Source organism: Pseudoxanthomonas sp. F37 (assembly GCF_022965755.1).
Lineage (GTDB): Bacteria > Pseudomonadota > Gammaproteobacteria > Xanthomonadales > Xanthomonadaceae > Pseudoxanthomonas_A.
Map to the genome: position 1 here is coordinate 952,399 of NZ_CP095187.1, position 15,140 is coordinate 967,538.

12 protein-coding genes are annotated in these 15,140 nt (G+C 67.1%); 7 read left to right on the forward strand and 5 right to left on the reverse strand.

The window, feature by feature from the left end; translation table 11 throughout:
• Positions 1 to 80: 80 nt before the first annotated feature.
• Together ftsZ and lpxC are read left to right on the forward strand one after the other, a co-directional pair.
• Positions 81 to 1,307, forward strand: coding sequence for a cell division protein FtsZ (ftsZ, locus tag MUU77_RS04360; RefSeq protein ID WP_245091998.1), 1,227 nt, complete (start codon positions 81 to 83; stop codon positions 1,305 to 1,307).
• Positions 1,308 to 1,526: 219 nt separating this feature from the next.
• A complete protein-coding gene (gene lpxC / locus MUU77_RS04365) occupies positions 1,527 to 2,441 on the forward strand; it encodes a UDP-3-O-acyl-N-acetylglucosamine deacetylase (RefSeq protein WP_245092000.1) in 915 nt (304 codons plus the stop codon).
• Between the two features lie 201 nt (positions 2,442 to 2,642).
• Here the strand turns inward: lpxC and MUU77_RS04370 are convergent, their stop codons facing one another.
• Entirely contained in the window at positions 2,643 to 3,110 is a 468-nt protein-coding gene (locus tag MUU77_RS04370; protein ID WP_245092002.1) for a DUF721 domain-containing protein, read from the reverse strand.
• Between the two features lie 8 nt (positions 3,111 to 3,118).
• On the opposite strand from MUU77_RS04370, the gene MUU77_RS04375 reads away from it, so the two are divergent.
• The 4 genes from MUU77_RS04375 (at position 3,119) to MUU77_RS04390 (ending at position 8,828) form a co-directional block, all read left to right on the forward strand.
• Positions 3,119 to 4,072, forward strand: coding sequence for a M23 family metallopeptidase (locus MUU77_RS04375; RefSeq protein WP_245092004.1), 954 nt, complete (start codon positions 3,119 to 3,121; stop codon positions 4,070 to 4,072).
• 220 nt (positions 4,073 to 4,292) lie between these two features.
• On the forward strand, positions 4,293 to 7,046 hold the full coding sequence (gene secA / locus MUU77_RS04380; protein ID WP_245092006.1) for a preprotein translocase subunit SecA: 2,754 nt from the start codon (positions 4,293 to 4,295) through the stop codon (positions 7,044 to 7,046).
• Positions 7,047 to 7,158: 112 nt separating this feature from the next.
• Positions 7,159 to 8,109, forward strand: coding sequence for a Nudix family hydrolase (locus tag MUU77_RS04385; protein ID WP_245092008.1), 951 nt, complete (start codon positions 7,159 to 7,161; stop codon positions 8,107 to 8,109).
• Positions 8,110 to 8,402: 293 nt separating this feature from the next.
• Positions 8,403 to 8,828 (forward strand): transposase, encoded by a 426-nt coding sequence (locus MUU77_RS04390; protein WP_245092010.1) that lies wholly within the window; start codon positions 8,403 to 8,405, stop codon positions 8,826 to 8,828.
• Between the two features lie 423 nt (positions 8,829 to 9,251).
• Here the strand turns inward: MUU77_RS04390 and coaE are convergent, their stop codons facing one another.
• The 4 genes from coaE to pilB all read right to left on the reverse strand — a co-directional run bounded on the left by coaE (position 9,252) and on the right by pilB (position 14,072).
• Positions 9,252 to 9,869, reverse strand: a complete 618-nt coding sequence (coaE, locus tag MUU77_RS04395; protein ID WP_245092012.1) for a dephospho-CoA kinase — start codon at positions 9,867 to 9,869, stop codon at positions 9,252 to 9,254.
• Between the two features lie 33 nt (positions 9,870 to 9,902).
• Positions 9,903 to 10,766 (reverse strand): A24 family peptidase, encoded by an 864-nt coding sequence (locus MUU77_RS04400; protein WP_187573334.1) that lies wholly within the window; start codon positions 10,764 to 10,766, stop codon positions 9,903 to 9,905.
• A 9-nt stretch (positions 10,767 to 10,775) separates the two neighbouring features.
• Entirely contained in the window at positions 10,776 to 12,032 is a 1,257-nt protein-coding gene (locus MUU77_RS04405; protein WP_245094214.1) for a type II secretion system F family protein, read from the reverse strand.
• A 297-nt stretch (positions 12,033 to 12,329) separates the two neighbouring features.
• The gene (pilB, locus tag MUU77_RS04410; protein ID WP_245092015.1) at positions 12,330 to 14,072 is read right to left on the reverse strand and encodes a type IV-A pilus assembly ATPase PilB; all 1,743 of its coding nucleotides are present in this window, start codon (positions 14,070 to 14,072) and stop codon (positions 12,330 to 12,332) included.
• 214 nt (positions 14,073 to 14,286) lie between these two features.
• On the opposite strand from pilB, the gene MUU77_RS04415 reads away from it, so the two are divergent.
• Positions 14,287 to 15,135, forward strand: coding sequence for a glycosyltransferase family 2 protein (locus MUU77_RS04415; RefSeq protein ID WP_245092019.1), 849 nt, complete (start codon positions 14,287 to 14,289; stop codon positions 15,133 to 15,135).
• The last annotated feature ends 5 nt before the right edge of the window (positions 15,136 to 15,140 follow it).

Consider the following 15,140-nt stretch of genomic DNA (forward strand, 5'->3'; position numbering starts at 1 on the left):
GGTAGCGGTATGGGCGTAGGGAAACGGTCTTCGATTCCCGACTCCCCATTCCCGATTCCCGGCTCAAAGAGGACAAGGACATGGCACATTTCGAACTGGTTGAAAAGATGGCCCCGAATGCGGTGATCAAGGTCGTGGGCGTGGGCGGCGGCGGCGGCAACGCCGTGGCGCACATGGTCAACGGCAGCGTGGACGGCGTGGAGTTCATCACCGCCAACACCGATTCGCAGGCGATCAAGAACTGCGGCGCCAAGCTGCAGCTGCAGTTGGGCAGCAACGTCACCAAGGGCCTGGGCGCGGGCGCCAATCCGGAAGTCGGCCGCCAGGCCGCGCTGGAAGACCGCGAGCGCATCATCGACGCGCTGGATGGCGCCGACATGGTGTTCATCACCGCGGGCATGGGCGGCGGCACCGGCACCGGCGCCGCGCCGGTGGTGGCGCAGCTGGCCAAGGAGATGGGCATCCTGACGGTGGCCGTGGTCACCAAGCCGTTCCCGTTCGAAGGCCGCCGCCGCATGCAGGTGGCGCTGAAGGGCATCGAGGAACTGAGCCACCACTGCGACTCGCTGATCACCATCCCCAACGAGAAGCTGATCACCGTACTGGGCCGCAACGCCACCATGATCCAGGCCTTCCGCGCCGCCAACGACGTGCTGCTGGGCGCTGTGCAGGGCATCGCCGACCTGATCGTCCGCCCGGGCCTGATCAACGTCGACTTCGCCGACGTCCGTACCGTCATGAGCGAGATGGGCCTGGCCATGATGGGCACCGGTTCGGCCCGCGGCGACGACCGCGCGCAGGCCGCCGCCGAGGCCGCCATCCAGAACCCGCTGCTGGACGACGTCAACCTCAATGGCGCCAACGGCATCCTGGTCAACATCACCGCCGGTCCGGACTTCACGATGGCCGAGTTCGACGAAGTGGGCCGCACCATCGAGGGCTTCGCCTCGGAAGATGCCACCGTCGTGGTCGGCACCGTGCTGGATCCGGACATGCAGGACGAAGTGCGCGTGACCGTGGTGGCCACCGGCCTGAACCGCAACGCCGTCCGCCAGCCGGTCGGCCGTGGCGGCGACCTGCGCGAGCCGATGCGCGCGCCGATCAAGCTGGTCCGCGACGCCACCACCGGCATGCCGATCGACGACGGCTACTCCATGGATCCGATCGGCGCTGCCACCAGCGGCCTGGGCCTGCGCCGTGGTTCGGCCTCGCCCGCACCGTCGGCGCCGGCCTCCGCGCCGGTGGCGGCGGAGTTGCCGTCGGACTACCTGGATATTCCGGCGTTCCTGCGCCGCCAGGCGGACTGATACACCCATGGACCCTCCCCGCAAGGGGAGGGAGCAAGACCGAACGACACCGCCATGTCCCTTCGCTGCCGGGCCTTCGCCGGCCCGGCAGCCCTTTCCGGCGGCCTTAACAGGTCGTTGTTGCAGGCGTGGGACAGACCGGTTCTTTCGTTAAGATTCAGCGAATTGCGTGATATTCTCGCTGCCCGCTCAGGTTCCCCCCACCTGCGATTCCTGCCGATGGCCCAGCAACGCACCCTCAAGAACGTGATCCGCGCAACGGGCGTGGGGCTGCACAGCGGCGAAAAGGTCTACATGACGCTGCGTCCGGCGCCGGTGGACACCGGCATCGTGTTCCGGCGCACCGACCTGGAACCGGTGGTGGAGATTCCCGCCAGCGCGCAGCTGGTTACCGAGACCACCCTGTGCACGGGCCTGACCTGCGCAGGCGCCAAGGTGCAGACGGTGGAGCACCTGATGTCGGCCATGGCCGGCCTGGGCGTCGACAACGCCTACGTGGAGCTGTCCTCGGCCGAGCTGCCGATCATGGACGGATCCGCCGGCCCGTTCGTGTTCCTCATCCAGTCCGCCGGTGTCGTCGAGCAGGACGCCCCCAAGCGTTTCATCCGCATCACCCGCACGGTGGAAGTGACCGAAGGCGACAAGGTGGCGCGCTTCGAGCCGTACGACGGATTCAAGCTGGGCTTTACGGTGAAGTTCGACCACCCGATGATCCCGGCCTCGCAGTCGCGCGCCGAAGTGGACTTTTCCACCGGCGCCTACATCAAGGAAGTCGCGCGCGCGCGCACGTTCGGCTTCATGCGCGACCTGGAATACATGCGCGAGCGCAACCTGGGCCTGGGCGGCTCGATGGACAATGCCATCGTGCTGGACGAGTTCCGCGTGCTGAACGAGGACGGCCTGCGCTACACGGACGAATTCGTCCGCCACAAGATCCTGGACGCCATCGGCGACCTCTACCTCGCCGGCCGCCCGATCCTGGGCGCGTACGAGGGATTCAAGTCGGGCCATGCGCTGAACAACAAGCTGGTCCGGGCCCTGCTGGCCGAAACCTCGGCCTGGGAAGAAGTGACCTTCGAGGACCGCGGCACGCCGTCCCCGGTCACCTATGCGACGCCTGCCCTGGCGGTCTGAGACGCCCGTCCCCTGCGGACGGTGACCCCGCTGTCGACCGGTTTCCAACCCCCGTCACGCGGTGGTGCGGAAATGGTTACGCCTTGGCGAAACTGTGAACTGCGTCGGATTTCAGGTCCGAAAATAACATTTTTCTAACCTTTGGCTAACGCCCCGACCGACGGTGGCCGGTACCATGCCCCGTCCTTCGTGATGGCCGGGTCAATTTTTCCGGCGCCCGCGATGACCGCCCTGCGGGGTGGGGGTACCGGCGGAGTCCGGGGCCGACAGGAGGTCGAGGGCCGCTTGCAGCCCTCTGCGGGAGGCCTCCGATACGGGTACGACCGCTGCCTGTGCAGGCTTCACGACCGGCGCGAGGCGCGTCTTGGCGGTGACTTCGGTGACCGCCAGTCCGATGGATTGGGCCACGTTGATCAATTCGGGTGCCGCCAGGCGTAGCCGGGCGTTCCATACCGGGGAGTCGACGATAAAAACGAGCCGCTTGCCCGCCACGTTCGCCAACCGGCAATGCGGCGCCAGGGCAGGGGGAAGGCAGGGGCGAAGCTGCTGTTCCAAGGCGTCCAGCCACATGGCGCGACGCACCGGGTCGGTGGCGGCATCCGTCAGGGCAGCCTGCAGGGCAGGTTGCACGATGCCGGTACGGCGCGGCTTGGACTTCGAATCAGACATCGGTATCTATGAGCTTTAAGACCATCGTAAACAATTCGCGTACCTGGTGGGCCCATGCGTCCGCCCACGGTGCCTACCGCATCCGCCTCGCATTCCATGCGCGCCCGCTGGCCAGCGCCTGCGTGCTGGTCGCCGCCGGCCTGCTGGTCGGCGTGGCCGGCCGCAGCGCCGCCGGCATGGCGCAGGTCTCGCTGCTGCAGGCCAAGGCCGAGCAGCGCGATGCGGAACTGGACCAGGTGCGCCGCGGCGCCCAGCAGGAAATCAACGCCATGGCCGCGCGCCTGGGCGAGCTGCAGGCGCAGGCCAACCGCCTGAACGCCCTGGGCGAGCGCCTGACCCGTGTGGGCCAGTTGCAGGACGGCGAGTTCGACTTCAACGAGCCGGTGGGCGTGGGCGGCAACGACGTGTCCTACGACATGAAGCCGGCCGAACTGGTGGCCGGCGTGGACAAGCTGGAGCAGCAGTTCGCCGCGTCGGGCCGCCAGCTGTCGGTGCTGGAGGCGCTGCTGTTCAATCGCGAACTGGACAGGAACGCCACCCCGGGCCGCATGCCGATCGCCAACAGCTACATCACCTCCGGCTTCGGCGGTCGCGCCGATCCGTTCGGTGGCGGTGGCCAGTACCACAAGGGCATCGACTTCAAGGCCAGCGTCGGCGATCCCGTGCTGGCCGTCGCCGACGGGGTGGTCAGCTTCGCCGGCGTGAAGGGCGGTTACGGCAACGTGGTGGATGTCGACCACGGCAACGGCTATGTCACCCGCTATGCGCACAATTCGCGCCTGGCCGTGCGCGCGGGCGATCTGGTCCGCGTGGGCCAGGAAGTGGCCAAGGCCGGCTCCACCGGGCGCTCCACCGGTGCGCACGTGCACTTCGAGGTGTGGGAGAACGGACGCGTGGTCAATCCGCGCAAGTTCCTGGGCGAGGGCCCCACGCCGGTGGGCCGGCCCGTCAAGCGCGGCTGACCGGGGCCCGCGCGGCGCGGAGCCCGCTTCGCTGCTCTGCGGCCCTGGCCGGCGTCGGGAACCATGCCGTGCGCGGCCGGTCTGACGCTCCGCCTTGATTCCCCGGGCGGCGCCCCAAGCTACAATACGGTGTTGCCAGACAGGGCGCCTTGCGCCCTGTTTCGTTTTGGGCCCGCCACACCGCGGGGCCGCGGCGTTCCTTTCCCATCCGGTTCCCTACATGATCAACAAACTGCTTACCCGTGTCTTCGGCAGTCGCAACGAGCGCCTGCTCAAGCAGCTGCAACGCATCGTCGACAAGATCAACGCGCTGGAGCCGGAGCTGCAGAAGCTGTCCGACGAGGAGCTGAAGGCGAAGACGCCGGAGTTCCAGCAGCGCATCGCCGGCGGGGAAGCCCTCGACAAGATCCTGCCCGAAGCCTTCGCGGTCTGCCGCGAGGCCAGCCGCCGCGTGCTGGGCATGCGCCACTACGACGTGCAGCTGATCGGCGGCATGGTGCTGCACCTGGGCAAGATCGCCGAAATGCGCACCGGCGAAGGCAAGACGCTGGTGGCCACGCTGCCGACCTACCTCAATGCGCTGGAAGGCAAGGGCGTGCACGTGGTCACCGTGAACGACTACCTGGCCCGCCGCGACTCGGCCTGGATGGGCCGCCTGTACAACTGGCTGGGCCTGAGCGTGGGCGTGGTCTACCCGGGCATGCCGCATGGCGACAAGCACGCCGCCTATGCCGCCGACATCACCTACGGCACCAACAACGAGTTCGGCTTCGACTACCTGCGCGACAACATGGCCATGTCCAGGGCCGACCGCTTCCAGCGCGGCCTGCACTACGCCATCGTCGACGAGGTCGACTCCATCCTGATCGACGAAGCGCGCACCCCGCTGATCATCTCCGGCCCGGCCGACGAATCGCCGGAGCTGTACATCCGCGTCAACCGCATCGTGCCCCAGCTGGTCAAGCAGGAGAACGAGGAAGCCGAGGGCGATTACTGGGTCGACGAGAAGGGCAAGCAGGTGCACCTGTCCGAAGCGGGCATGGAGCACGCCGAGGAACTGCTGCTGCAGGCCGGCATCATCAGCGAGGAAGAACCGCTGTACGGAGCCAACAACCTGTCCGTCGTGCACCACCTCAATGCCGCGCTGCGCGCGCATGCCATCTACCAGCGCGACGTGGACTACATCGTGCGCGATGGCGAAGTGGTCATCGTCGACGAGTTCACCGGCCGTACGCTGCCGGGGCGCCGCTGGTCCGACGGCCTGCACCAGGCGGTCGAGGCGAAGGAAGGCGTGCCGGTGCAGCGCGAGAACCAGACGCTGGCCAGCGTGACGTTCCAGAACCTGTTCCGCATGTACAGGAAGCTGTCCGGCATGACCGGTACGGCCGACACCGAAGCGTTCGAATTCCAGAGCATCTACGGCCTGGAAGTGATCGTCATCCCGACCAACCGCCCGACCGTGCGCAAGGATTCGCCGGACCAGGTGTTCCTCAACCGCCAGGGCAAGTTCAAGGCGGTGCTGGCCGACATCCAGGACTGCTATCAGCGCGGCCAGCCGGTGCTGGTGGGCACCACCTCGATCGAGACGTCGGAAATGCTGTCCGACTTCCTCAGCAAGGCCGGCGTGCCGCATGAAGTGCTCAACGCCAAGCAGCACGAGCGCGAGGCGCACATCGTGGCCCAGGCCGGCCGTCCGGGCGCCATCACCATCGCCACCAACATGGCCGGCCGCGGTACCGACATCGTGCTGGGCGGTTCGCTGGAAGCCGAATACGAAGCCCTGCCGGAAGGCGCCACCGACGCCGACCGCGCCGCGGTGAAGGCCGAGTGGCAGCAGCGCCACGAAGCGGTGAAGGCTGCCGGCGGCCTGCATATCGTGGGCACCGAACGCCACGAATCGCGCCGCATCGACAACCAGCTGCGCGGCCGTTCGGGCCGCCAGGGCGATCCGGGTTCGTCCCGCTTCTACCTGTCGCTGGAAGACAACCTGATGCGCATCTTCGCCTCGGACTGGGTCCAGAAGGCGATGAAGCTGATCGGCATGAAGGAAGACGACGTCATCGAGGACCGGCTTGTCAGCCGGCAGATCGAGAAGGCGCAGCGCAAGGTGGAAGCGCACAACTTCGACATCCGCAAGAACCTGCTGGACTTCGACGACGTCAACAACGACCAGCGCAAGGTGATCTATGCCCAGCGCGACGAACTTCTCGACGCCGAATCGGTGAAGGAGAACATCGACGGCATCCGCGGCGACGTGGTCGCCGAGACCGTCGCCCGCTTCGTGCCGGCGAACTCGGTGGACGAACAGTGGGACCTGCAGGGCCTGGAGCGCGAACTGGCCGAGGAGATGGGCCTGGACCTGCCTGTCAGCCGCTGGCGCGAGGAAGCCGAGGAGCTGGATGCCGAGACCATCGAGCGCCGCGTGCAGGAGGCCATGGACAGGCATTTCGCCGACAAGGAAGCGGTCATCGGCGAAGAGACCATGCGCGCGCTGGAGAAGCACATCATGCTGACCGTGCTCGACAAGAACTGGAAGGAGCACCTGGCGCGCATGGACTACCTGCGCCAGGGCATCCACCTGCGCGGCTACGCGCAGAAGCAGCCCAAGCAGGAGTACAAGAAGGAAGCCTTCGAGCTGTTCTCCAGCATGCTGGAGCGGGTGAAGAGCGAAGTGGTCACGCTGCTGTCGCGCGTGCGCATCCGCAGCGAGGAGGAAGTCGCGGCGCTGGAGGCGCAGGAGCGCGCCATGGCCGAGGCCCAGGCGCGGCAGATGCAGTTCCAGCACCAGGACGCCGGCGGCTACGGCGCCGACGAAGAGGCCGAGGAAGCGCAGCGGCTGGCGGCGGCCCAGGGCGGCTACGTGCAGTCCGGCCCCATGCCGGCGCACCGCGACGCGCCCAAGGTCGGCCGCAACGATCCCTGCCCGTGCGGCAGCGGCAAGAAGTACAAGCACTGCCACGGCCAGCTGGCCTGAGGCCGGGCGCGGGGTCGGACGGAAAAAGCCGCGCATCGCGCGGCTTTTTCTTTGCGGTGGGCGGGGGCGGGACTATTTGCGTCTACCTGCCGGTTCCCGGCAAGCTTCCGCCATGCCCACTCCGTTACGCTCGATCCATGTCATGGCCGCCGTCATCACCGATGCACGCGGCCGCATCCTGCTGGCCCGCCGCACCGAAGGCCGCGACCTGGCCGGGCGCTGGGAGTTTCCCGGCGGCAAGCAGGAGCCGGGGGAACATCCCGAGGACGCGCTGGTGCGGGAATTGCGCGAGGAGCTGGGCATCGAGGCGCGCGTGGGCGCGCACCTCATCAGCGTCCCGCAGCAGTACCCCGACAAGCGGCTGTGCCTGGAGGTGCGGCAGCTGACCGGCTGGAGCGGCACGCCGCGGGGACACGAGGGCCAGGCGCTGGCGTGGGTGCCGGCCGACAAGTTGACGCGCTACGACATGCCGCCGGCGGATCGGCCGGTAGTGGCGGCGCTGTTGCAGCCGGACCGGTACCTGGTCACGCCGGAACCGGAGGATTCGCACCAGTGGCTCGCCGCGCTCGAGCAGGCCCTCTCGGCGGGCCTCCGCCGCGTGCAGGTGCGCGCGCGCAGCCTGTCGGGCGATGCCTGGCGCGCATTGGCGTCCCAGGCGGTCGCGCGATGCCGGCAGGCGGGCGCCGAAGTGCTGCTCAATGGCGACATCGAGCTGGCGCGCGAACTGCAGGTGGGCGTCCACCTGCGCGCGCACCAGTTGGCCGGCCTGTCCGCGCGACCGCTGCAACAGGGGGCGCCGGTCGCGGCGTCCTGCCACACGCCCGAGGACCTGCGGCAGGCGGAGGCACTGGGCTGCGATTTCGCGGTGCTGGGCAGCGTGCATCCCACCCTCAGCCATCCCGGCGGCGAGGCGCTGGGATGGCAAGGCTTCGCCCGCCTGCGCGAAGGGGCCTCGTTGCCGATCTACGCCATCGGCGGCATGACGCCCGCCGACATCGCGCATGCGCGCCAGCATGGCGCGCAGGGCATCGCGGCCATCCGCGGGTTGTGGCCGGCGGTGTAACGCCGTCGTTGGCCCTCCACGTTCGAAGAGCATCGCGGGCATGGCCCGCTCCTACAGGGTGGTGCGGTGGGGTCTGTAGGAGCGCCCTGGGGCGCGATGCTCTTCCGTCCGTGTTCGAAGAGCATCGCGGGCATGGCCCGCTCCCAAATCTGACGGTTCGGCGCGGCGGTGCCTGATGTTCGTGCCGCGCGCCAGCCAAGAAGCTGGCGTGCATGCCGCCTCTCGTCTTCCCGCACGCCGGCCATGCAGCGCTCCGGCGCCATCGTGTCCATCTGCCGGGCCATGCATACCTGGTGACCGCGACCACCCTGTCGCGCCAACCCTTCTTCAGCGAATTCGCACCCACCTGCGCGGCCGCGCGCCGCCATCTCGACCCCGACGTCTACCGCGATTCGCGACTGCTGGCGTGGGTGCTGATGCCGGACCACGGGCATTGGCTGGTCCAGGTCGGTGATGGCGATCATCTGGCCTCGATCATGAACCGCATCAAGTCCGCCACCGCGCGTGCCTACAACGAACAGCGGAGGCGTACCGGAGCGCTCTGGGCACGCGCGTATCACGAGCATTTGTTGCGTGGGGACGATGACGTAAAGGGAGCCGCGCGCTATCTGGTTGCCAATCCCGTCAGGGCAGGGCTGGTGAAACGCGTGGGCGACTACCCGTTCTGGGATGCGGTGTGGATTGGGGATCGGAGCGAAGGCGCTGTAGGAGCGCCCTAGGGCGCGATGCTTTTCGGTGCGTGTTGGCAAAAAAGCATCGCGGGCATGGCCCGCTCCTACAGGGTGGTGTGGTGGGGTCTGTAGGAGCGCCCTCGGGCGCGATGCTTTCCTGTCCGTGTGCGAAGAGCATCGCGGGCATGGCCCGCTCCTACAGGGTGGTGTGGTGGGGTCTGTAGGAGCGCCCTCGGGCGCGATGCTTTCCTGTCCGTGTGCGAAGAGCATCGCGGGCATGGCCCGCTCCTACAGGGTGGCGTGGCGGGCTCTGTAGGAGCGCCCTCGGGCGCGATGCTTTCCTGTCCGTGTCCGAAGAGCATCGCGGGCATGGCCCGCTCCTACAGAGGGTGTGGTGGGATCTGTAGGAGCGCCCTAGGGCGCGATGCTTTCCTGTCCGCGTTCGAAGAGCATCGCGGGCATGGCCGGCGCCTACGGGGTGGCGGTGGCCAGGGCGAGGTAGCGCAGGTGCAGGGCGTCGGCGGCGTGTTGCAGGTGGTGGATGTCGCCGTCGTTGACCACGATATCGTCGGCCAGCGCCAGCCGCTGCGCGCGTGAGGCCTGCGCCGCCATCATCTGGTCGGCCAGGGTGGCGTCGATGCCGTCGCGCTGCATCAGCCGCGCCTTCTGCACGGCAGCGGGGGTGTCCACTACCAGGATGCGGTGCAGCCACGGATACGCCGCGCGGCCCCCGCCCTCGGTGAGCAGCGGGACCATGGCGATGGCGTAGGGCCCCGGCGCGGCCCGGCAAATGGCCTCCAGCCGGGCGCGGATGGCCGGGTGCAGGACGGCTTCCAGGGCGCGCCGCTGGTCCGGGTCGCCGAACACGCGCACCCGCAGCGCCGCGCGGTCGAGCTGGCCGTCCGCCTGCAATACGCCCGCCCCGAAGTGTTCGACCACCGCGGCCAGCGCCGGTTCGCCCGGTGCGACCACTTGGCGCGCGATCAGGTCGGCGTCCGCCACCACGACGCCATGTGCGGCGAACGCCTTTTCCAGCGCGCTCTTGCCCGAGGCGATGCCGCCGGTCAGTCCGATGAAGTAGTCGCTCATGCGCCGATCATGCCGGGCCGGGCAGCCTGGGGTCTATTTCAGCCCGGCGAAACGCAGGTAGGCGTCGATGATCTGCGGGCCCCAGAAGAACACGATCCAGCCGGCGATGGCCAGGTAGGGGCCGAAGGGGATCGGCGTGGCGCGGTCGCGGCCCTGCGTGGCCAGCCATACCGAACCGATAACCGCGCCGACCACCGAGGACAGCAGCAGCGTCGGCAACACGCCGTTGAGCCCCACCCAGGCACCGATGGCCGCCAGCAGCTTGAAGTCGCCCCGGCCCATGCCCTCCTTGCCGGTGACCTGCTTGAACAGCCACCACACCAGCCACAGCGAGACATAGCCGGCGATCGCGCCCAGCAGCGCCGGCTTGGCCGGCATGTACAGGTTGTCCAGACTGCCGATCAGGCCCAGCCACATCAGCGGCAGGGTCAGCTGGTCGGGCAGCAGCCGGGTGCGCAGGTCGATGCCGCTCAGCGCCACCAGGTAGCAGCTGAAGAGGGCCGCGCCGAACCCCTGCCAGCCGAAGCCGAAGCGCCACACCGACGCCATCGCCAGCAGCGCGGTCAGCAGTTCCACCAGCGGATACTGCGGCGAGATGGGGGCCTTGCAGTGGCGGCACTTGCCGCGCAGCACCAGCCAGCTGAACAGCGGGATGTTCTCGTACCACGACAGCGGCGTCTTGCAGTGGGGGCAGTGCGAGCGCTCCACCACGATGCCGGGCGGCGGGGGATCGTAGATCTCCGGCTCCTCCAGCACCTCGCGCGCGTCGCGCTTCCACTCCCACTCCAGCCGCCGTGGCAGCCGCAGGATGACCACGTTGAGGAAGCTGCCCACCAGCAGGCCCAGGCCTGCCACCACCGGGTACCCCAGTTCGGGGTGTTGATCCAGGAATGCCATCGGGCCAGCTTACATCGTCGCCGCAAGCTTGAAGATGGGCAGGTACATGCCGATCACCATGGCGCCGACCACGGCACCGATGAAGATCATGATGAAGGGTTCGATCAGGCTGGACAGCGCATCCACCGCATTGTTCACCTCCTGCTCGTAGTACTCGGCCACCTTGAACAGCATGGCATCCAGCGCGCCGGCTTCTTCGCCGATGGCGGTCATCTGGATCACCATGTGCGGGAACAGGTTGACCTGCTTCATCGACATGTTGAGAGGGTAGCCCACGGCTACGTCGTCGCGAATACGATGCACCGCCTTTTCATACAGCGTGTTGCCGGTAGCGCCCGCCACCGTGTCCAACGCTTCCACCAGCGGTACGCCGGCCTTGAAGGTCACACCCAATGTGCGCGCGAAACGGGCAATCGAAGAGTTGTGCATGATCTGGCCGATCACGGGAATCTTCAGGGTCATGCGGTCAATGAAGTGCTCAAAGGCTAGCGAGCGCTTCTTGAAAAAGATGAAAGCGAAGATCGCGGCAGCCAAGCCGCCAAAAACCAGCCACCAGTATGAAATCATGAAGCGGGAGGCGTTCACGATCAGCTGTGTGAATGCAGGCAGGTCGGCGCCGAATTGTTTGAAGACATTCTCGAACTGCGGCACCACGAAAATAAGCAGCACCGCACTGACCAGGATAGCAACGGCGATTACCGTTGCAGGATAGAACAACGCCTTCTTGATCTTGCCCTTCAGGCTCTCGATGTTCTCCTTGTAGCTGGCGATGGTGTCCAGCACCGTCTCCAGCACGCCTGCGCTTTCGCCGGCACGGACCAGGTTGCGGTACAGCTCGTCGAACTGCACCGGGTGCTTGCTGATGGCTTCGGACAGCGACGAGCCGCTCTCGATGTCGTAGCGGATCTCCTCCACCAGCTTTTTCATGCGGACGTTCTTCTGCCCGCCCTCGATGATCTCCAATGCGCTCACGATGGGCACGCCGGACTTCATCATCGTGGCCAGCTGGCGGCTGAAGAAGGCGATTTCCTTAGGCGTCACCGGCTTGCCCGCCGAGCCGAACAGCGGCTTGGGCTTCACCTTCACCACGGTCGGGGTGATGCCCTGCTTGCGCAGCTCCGCGCGCAGGAAATTGGCGTTCTTGGACGATTGCTCGCCCTTCATCTTGATGCCGCGCTTGTCGGTGCCTTCCCAGACGAACAGGTTCAGCGGGTTCTCGCGGACGGGCGCGGGCGCTTTCTTGACGGCGGAACGGGTGACGGCCATTAGGTTTTCCCCTGTCCGGCTTTCCCCACCCGGACTGTCTCCACCCATGGTAGCCGGTTATGGCGTGGAGGGAAGCACCCCGCCTGTGACGGGGGCCGGGTTTCGGTGATGTGCGCGGGCCCCGGCCGCCCGTACGCGGCTGCCATGAGCCGCAGGAGCGCCCTCGGGCCCCTGTGCCCGGCTTCTTGCAGGCATGACCCGCAGGAGCGTCCTCGGGCGCGATGAGGTCGTCGGACTTCCTGCAAGAAGCCAGGAGCATCGCGCCCGAGGGCGCTCCTACATGCAGGCGTCGTTGGATCAGTCCTTGGTGACGCGGTTGATCTCGGCCAGGCTGGTCACGCCGTTGCGGACCTTCATCAGCGCAGACTGGCGCAGATCGCGGATGCCGGCCTTCTGGGCCACGGCGGCAATCTGCATGGCGTTGCCGCCTTCCAGCACGATGGCCTGGATGTCGTCGGACATGGGCATGACCTGGTAGATGCCGGTCCGGCCCTTGTAGCCCTCGGTGCACTCGTCGCAGCCGACCGCGTCGTACAGGGTGAAGCCGGCGTCGATCTCGGCCTGGGTGAAGCCTTCGGCCAGCAGGGCGGGCTTGGGCAGCTCGACCGGCTTCTTGCACTTGGGGCACAGCCGCCGCGCCAGGCGCTGGGCGATCACCAGGGTCACCGAGCTGGTGATGTTGTACGGGGCGATGCCCATGTTCATCAGGCGCGCGATGGTCTGGGGGGCGTCGTTGGTGTGCAGGGTGGACAGCACCATGTGGCCGGTCTGGGCGGCCTTGATGGCGATCTCGGCGGTTTCCAGGTCGCGGATTTCGCCGACCATGATGATGTCCGGGTCCTGGCGCAGGAAGCTGCGCAGCGCCGCCGCGAAGGTCATGCCGCGCTTGGTGTTCTGCTGCACCTGGTTCACGCCGGGCAGGCGGATTTCCACCGGATCCTCGACGGTGGAGATGTTGCGCACCTCGTCGTTCAGGATGCCCAGCGCGGTGTACAGCGACACCGTCTTGCCCGAGCCGGTGGGGCCGGTGACCAGCACCATGCCGTAGGGCTTATGGATGGCCTCTTCGAACAGTTTCTGCTGGTCCGGCTCGTAACCCAGCTTGTCGATGCCCAGCTTGGCGGCGCTGCCGTCCAGGATGCGCAGCACGATCTTCTCGCCGAACAGCGTTGGCAGGGTGCTGACGCGGAAGTCGATCTGCTTGGTCTTGGACAGGTTCAGCTTGATGCGCCCGTCCTGCGGCACGCGCTTCTCGGCGATGTCCAGCTGCGACATCACCTTCAGGCGCGCGGCGATGCGCGAGCTCAGCTTCACCGGCGCCTTGGCAACCTGCTTGAGAATGCCGTCGATGCGCAGGCGCACCCGGTAGTCGGTCTCGTAGGGCTCGAAGTGGATGTCCGAGGCGCCACGTTTGATGGCGTCCACCAGCACTTTGTTGACGAACTTGACCACCGGGGTGTCGTCGCCCTTGGCGTCGACGGCGCTGTCGCTACCGGCACCCATGTCCTCGTCGGTGCCCACCTCCAGGTTGTCCAGGCCCTCGTCGTCGTCGCCGCCGAAGGCGCCGGACAGGTTGCTGGCGGCGTTGAGCCACTGGTCCAGGGTGCGGCGCAGTTGGTCCTCATCCACCAGCACGGGCTCCACCACCAGGTTGGTGTGGAACTGGATCTCGGTCAGGGCCGCGGTCTGGGTGGGGTTGCTGGTGCCGACGAACAGCTTGCCGCCGCGCTTGAACAGGGGCAGCACCTGGTGCTTCTGGATCAGCTCCTCGCTGACCAGCTTGATGGCGTGGTGGACGGGGTCGAAGGCGGTGACATCGATCAGCGGTATGCCGAACTCGATGGCGTTGGCGGCGGCCAGGTGGGCCGGGGCCACCAGCCGCTTCTCGGCCACCCACTGCGCCAGGGGTACCTTCGCCTCGGTGGCGTTGGCCATCGCGCTGCGGGCGGTGGTTTCATCCATCGCGCCGTCCTGGACCAGGCGGCGGGCGATGCCGGTGATGCCGACGAGATTGGCGGTAGGGGAGGTGACGGCGTTCATGAGAGTGTCCGTGCAGCGGGGGTACGGCCCAACATGCAGCAAGATCCGGGCCATGCGTGACTTTACTTCAAGGCTGAGGACCGGAGCGAGGGGGGGCCGTTCCAGAGCGTGCGTGGGTCACAAGCTGACGCTGCGCGGCAGGCCATATGCGTGCTGGCGCGGCCCCGCGCGGCGGATGCAGTAAGCTGGGCAGGGGCAATAGTTCGGGGTGTCGATGAGAGTCAGTGTGGTTCTGCCGGCGAAGAACGAGGCGGGCGGCTTGCCGCGTACGCTGGGGGGGGTGCGGTCGGTCTTGCCCGAGGCCGAGCTGATCGTGGTCGACGATGGCTCGAGCGACGAAACGCCTGGGCTCGCTGCCGATCTAGGTGCCCGCGTTATCCGCTCGCCCTATTCGATGGGTAACGGTGCGGCGATCAAGCGTGGTGCCCGCGCGGCGACCGGGGACGTGATCGTGTTCATGGATGCTGATGGCCAGCACGATGCGTCCTGCATCCCTCGTCTTCTGCAGAAGCTGGATGAAGGTTACGACATGGTCGTGGGCGCGCGGGACTGGGGCGGGCAGGCTGGCGTGAGCCGCGGCCTGGCCAACACCTTCTATAACTGGTTGGCCTCGCGGATGACTGGCTTTGCGGTGAAGGACCTCACTTCGGGTTTCCGTGCTGTGCGGGCGGAAAAGTTCAAGGAGTTCCTGCATCTGCTACCCAACGGATTCTCCTACCCCACGACGAGCACGATGGCGTTCTTCCGCAGTGCCTATCCGGTCGCCTATGTCCCCATTCCGGTGGCGAAGCGCATCGGTCGCAGCCACATCCGGCCGCTGCGGGACGGGGTGCGCTTCCTGTTGATCATCTTCAAGATCGCTACCTTGTATTCTCCGCTGAAGCTGTTCGTGCCCACGGCGGTCGGATTTTTCCTGATCGGGCTGATCTACTACGGATGGACGTTCGCCACCCAGGGGCGCTTCACCAACATGAGCGTTCTGCTTTTCAGTGCATCAGTCATCATTTTCCTGATCGGACTGGTATCGGAGCAGATCACTGCGCTGACGTATCGGCGTGAGTGAATGGC

What these genes read in the sequence shown, in the direction of transcription:
- ftsZ (WP_245091998.1), top strand. Translation starts at nt 81, where the DNA reads ATGGCACATTTCGAACTGGTTGAAAAGATGGCCCCGAATGCGGTGATC.
- lpxC (WP_245092000.1), top strand. Translation starts at nt 1,527, where the DNA reads ATGGCCCAGCAACGCACCCTCAAGAACGTGATCCGCGCAACGGGCGTG.
- MUU77_RS04370 (WP_245092002.1), bottom strand. Translation starts at nt 3,110, where the DNA reads ATGTCTGATTCGAAGTCCAAGCCGCGCCGTACCGGCATCGTGCAACCT.
- MUU77_RS04375 (WP_245092004.1), top strand. Translation starts at nt 3,119, where the DNA reads ATGAGCTTTAAGACCATCGTAAACAATTCGCGTACCTGGTGGGCCCAT.
- secA (WP_245092006.1), top strand. Translation starts at nt 4,293, where the DNA reads ATGATCAACAAACTGCTTACCCGTGTCTTCGGCAGTCGCAACGAGCGC.
- MUU77_RS04385 (WP_245092008.1), top strand. Translation starts at nt 7,159, where the DNA reads ATGCCCACTCCGTTACGCTCGATCCATGTCATGGCCGCCGTCATCACC.
- coaE (WP_245092012.1), bottom strand. Translation starts at nt 9,869, where the DNA reads ATGAGCGACTACTTCATCGGACTGACCGGCGGCATCGCCTCGGGCAAG.
- MUU77_RS04400 (WP_187573334.1), bottom strand. Translation starts at nt 10,766, where the DNA reads ATGGCATTCCTGGATCAACACCCCGAACTGGGGTACCCGGTGGTGGCA.
- MUU77_RS04405 (WP_245094214.1), bottom strand. Translation starts at nt 12,032, where the DNA reads ATGGCCGTCACCCGTTCCGCCGTCAAGAAAGCGCCCGCGCCCGTCCGC.
- pilB (WP_245092015.1), bottom strand. Translation starts at nt 14,072, where the DNA reads ATGAACGCCGTCACCTCCCCTACCGCCAATCTCGTCGGCATCACCGGC.
- MUU77_RS04415 (WP_245092019.1), top strand. Translation starts at nt 14,287, where the DNA reads ATGAGAGTCAGTGTGGTTCTGCCGGCGAAGAACGAGGCGGGCGGCTTG.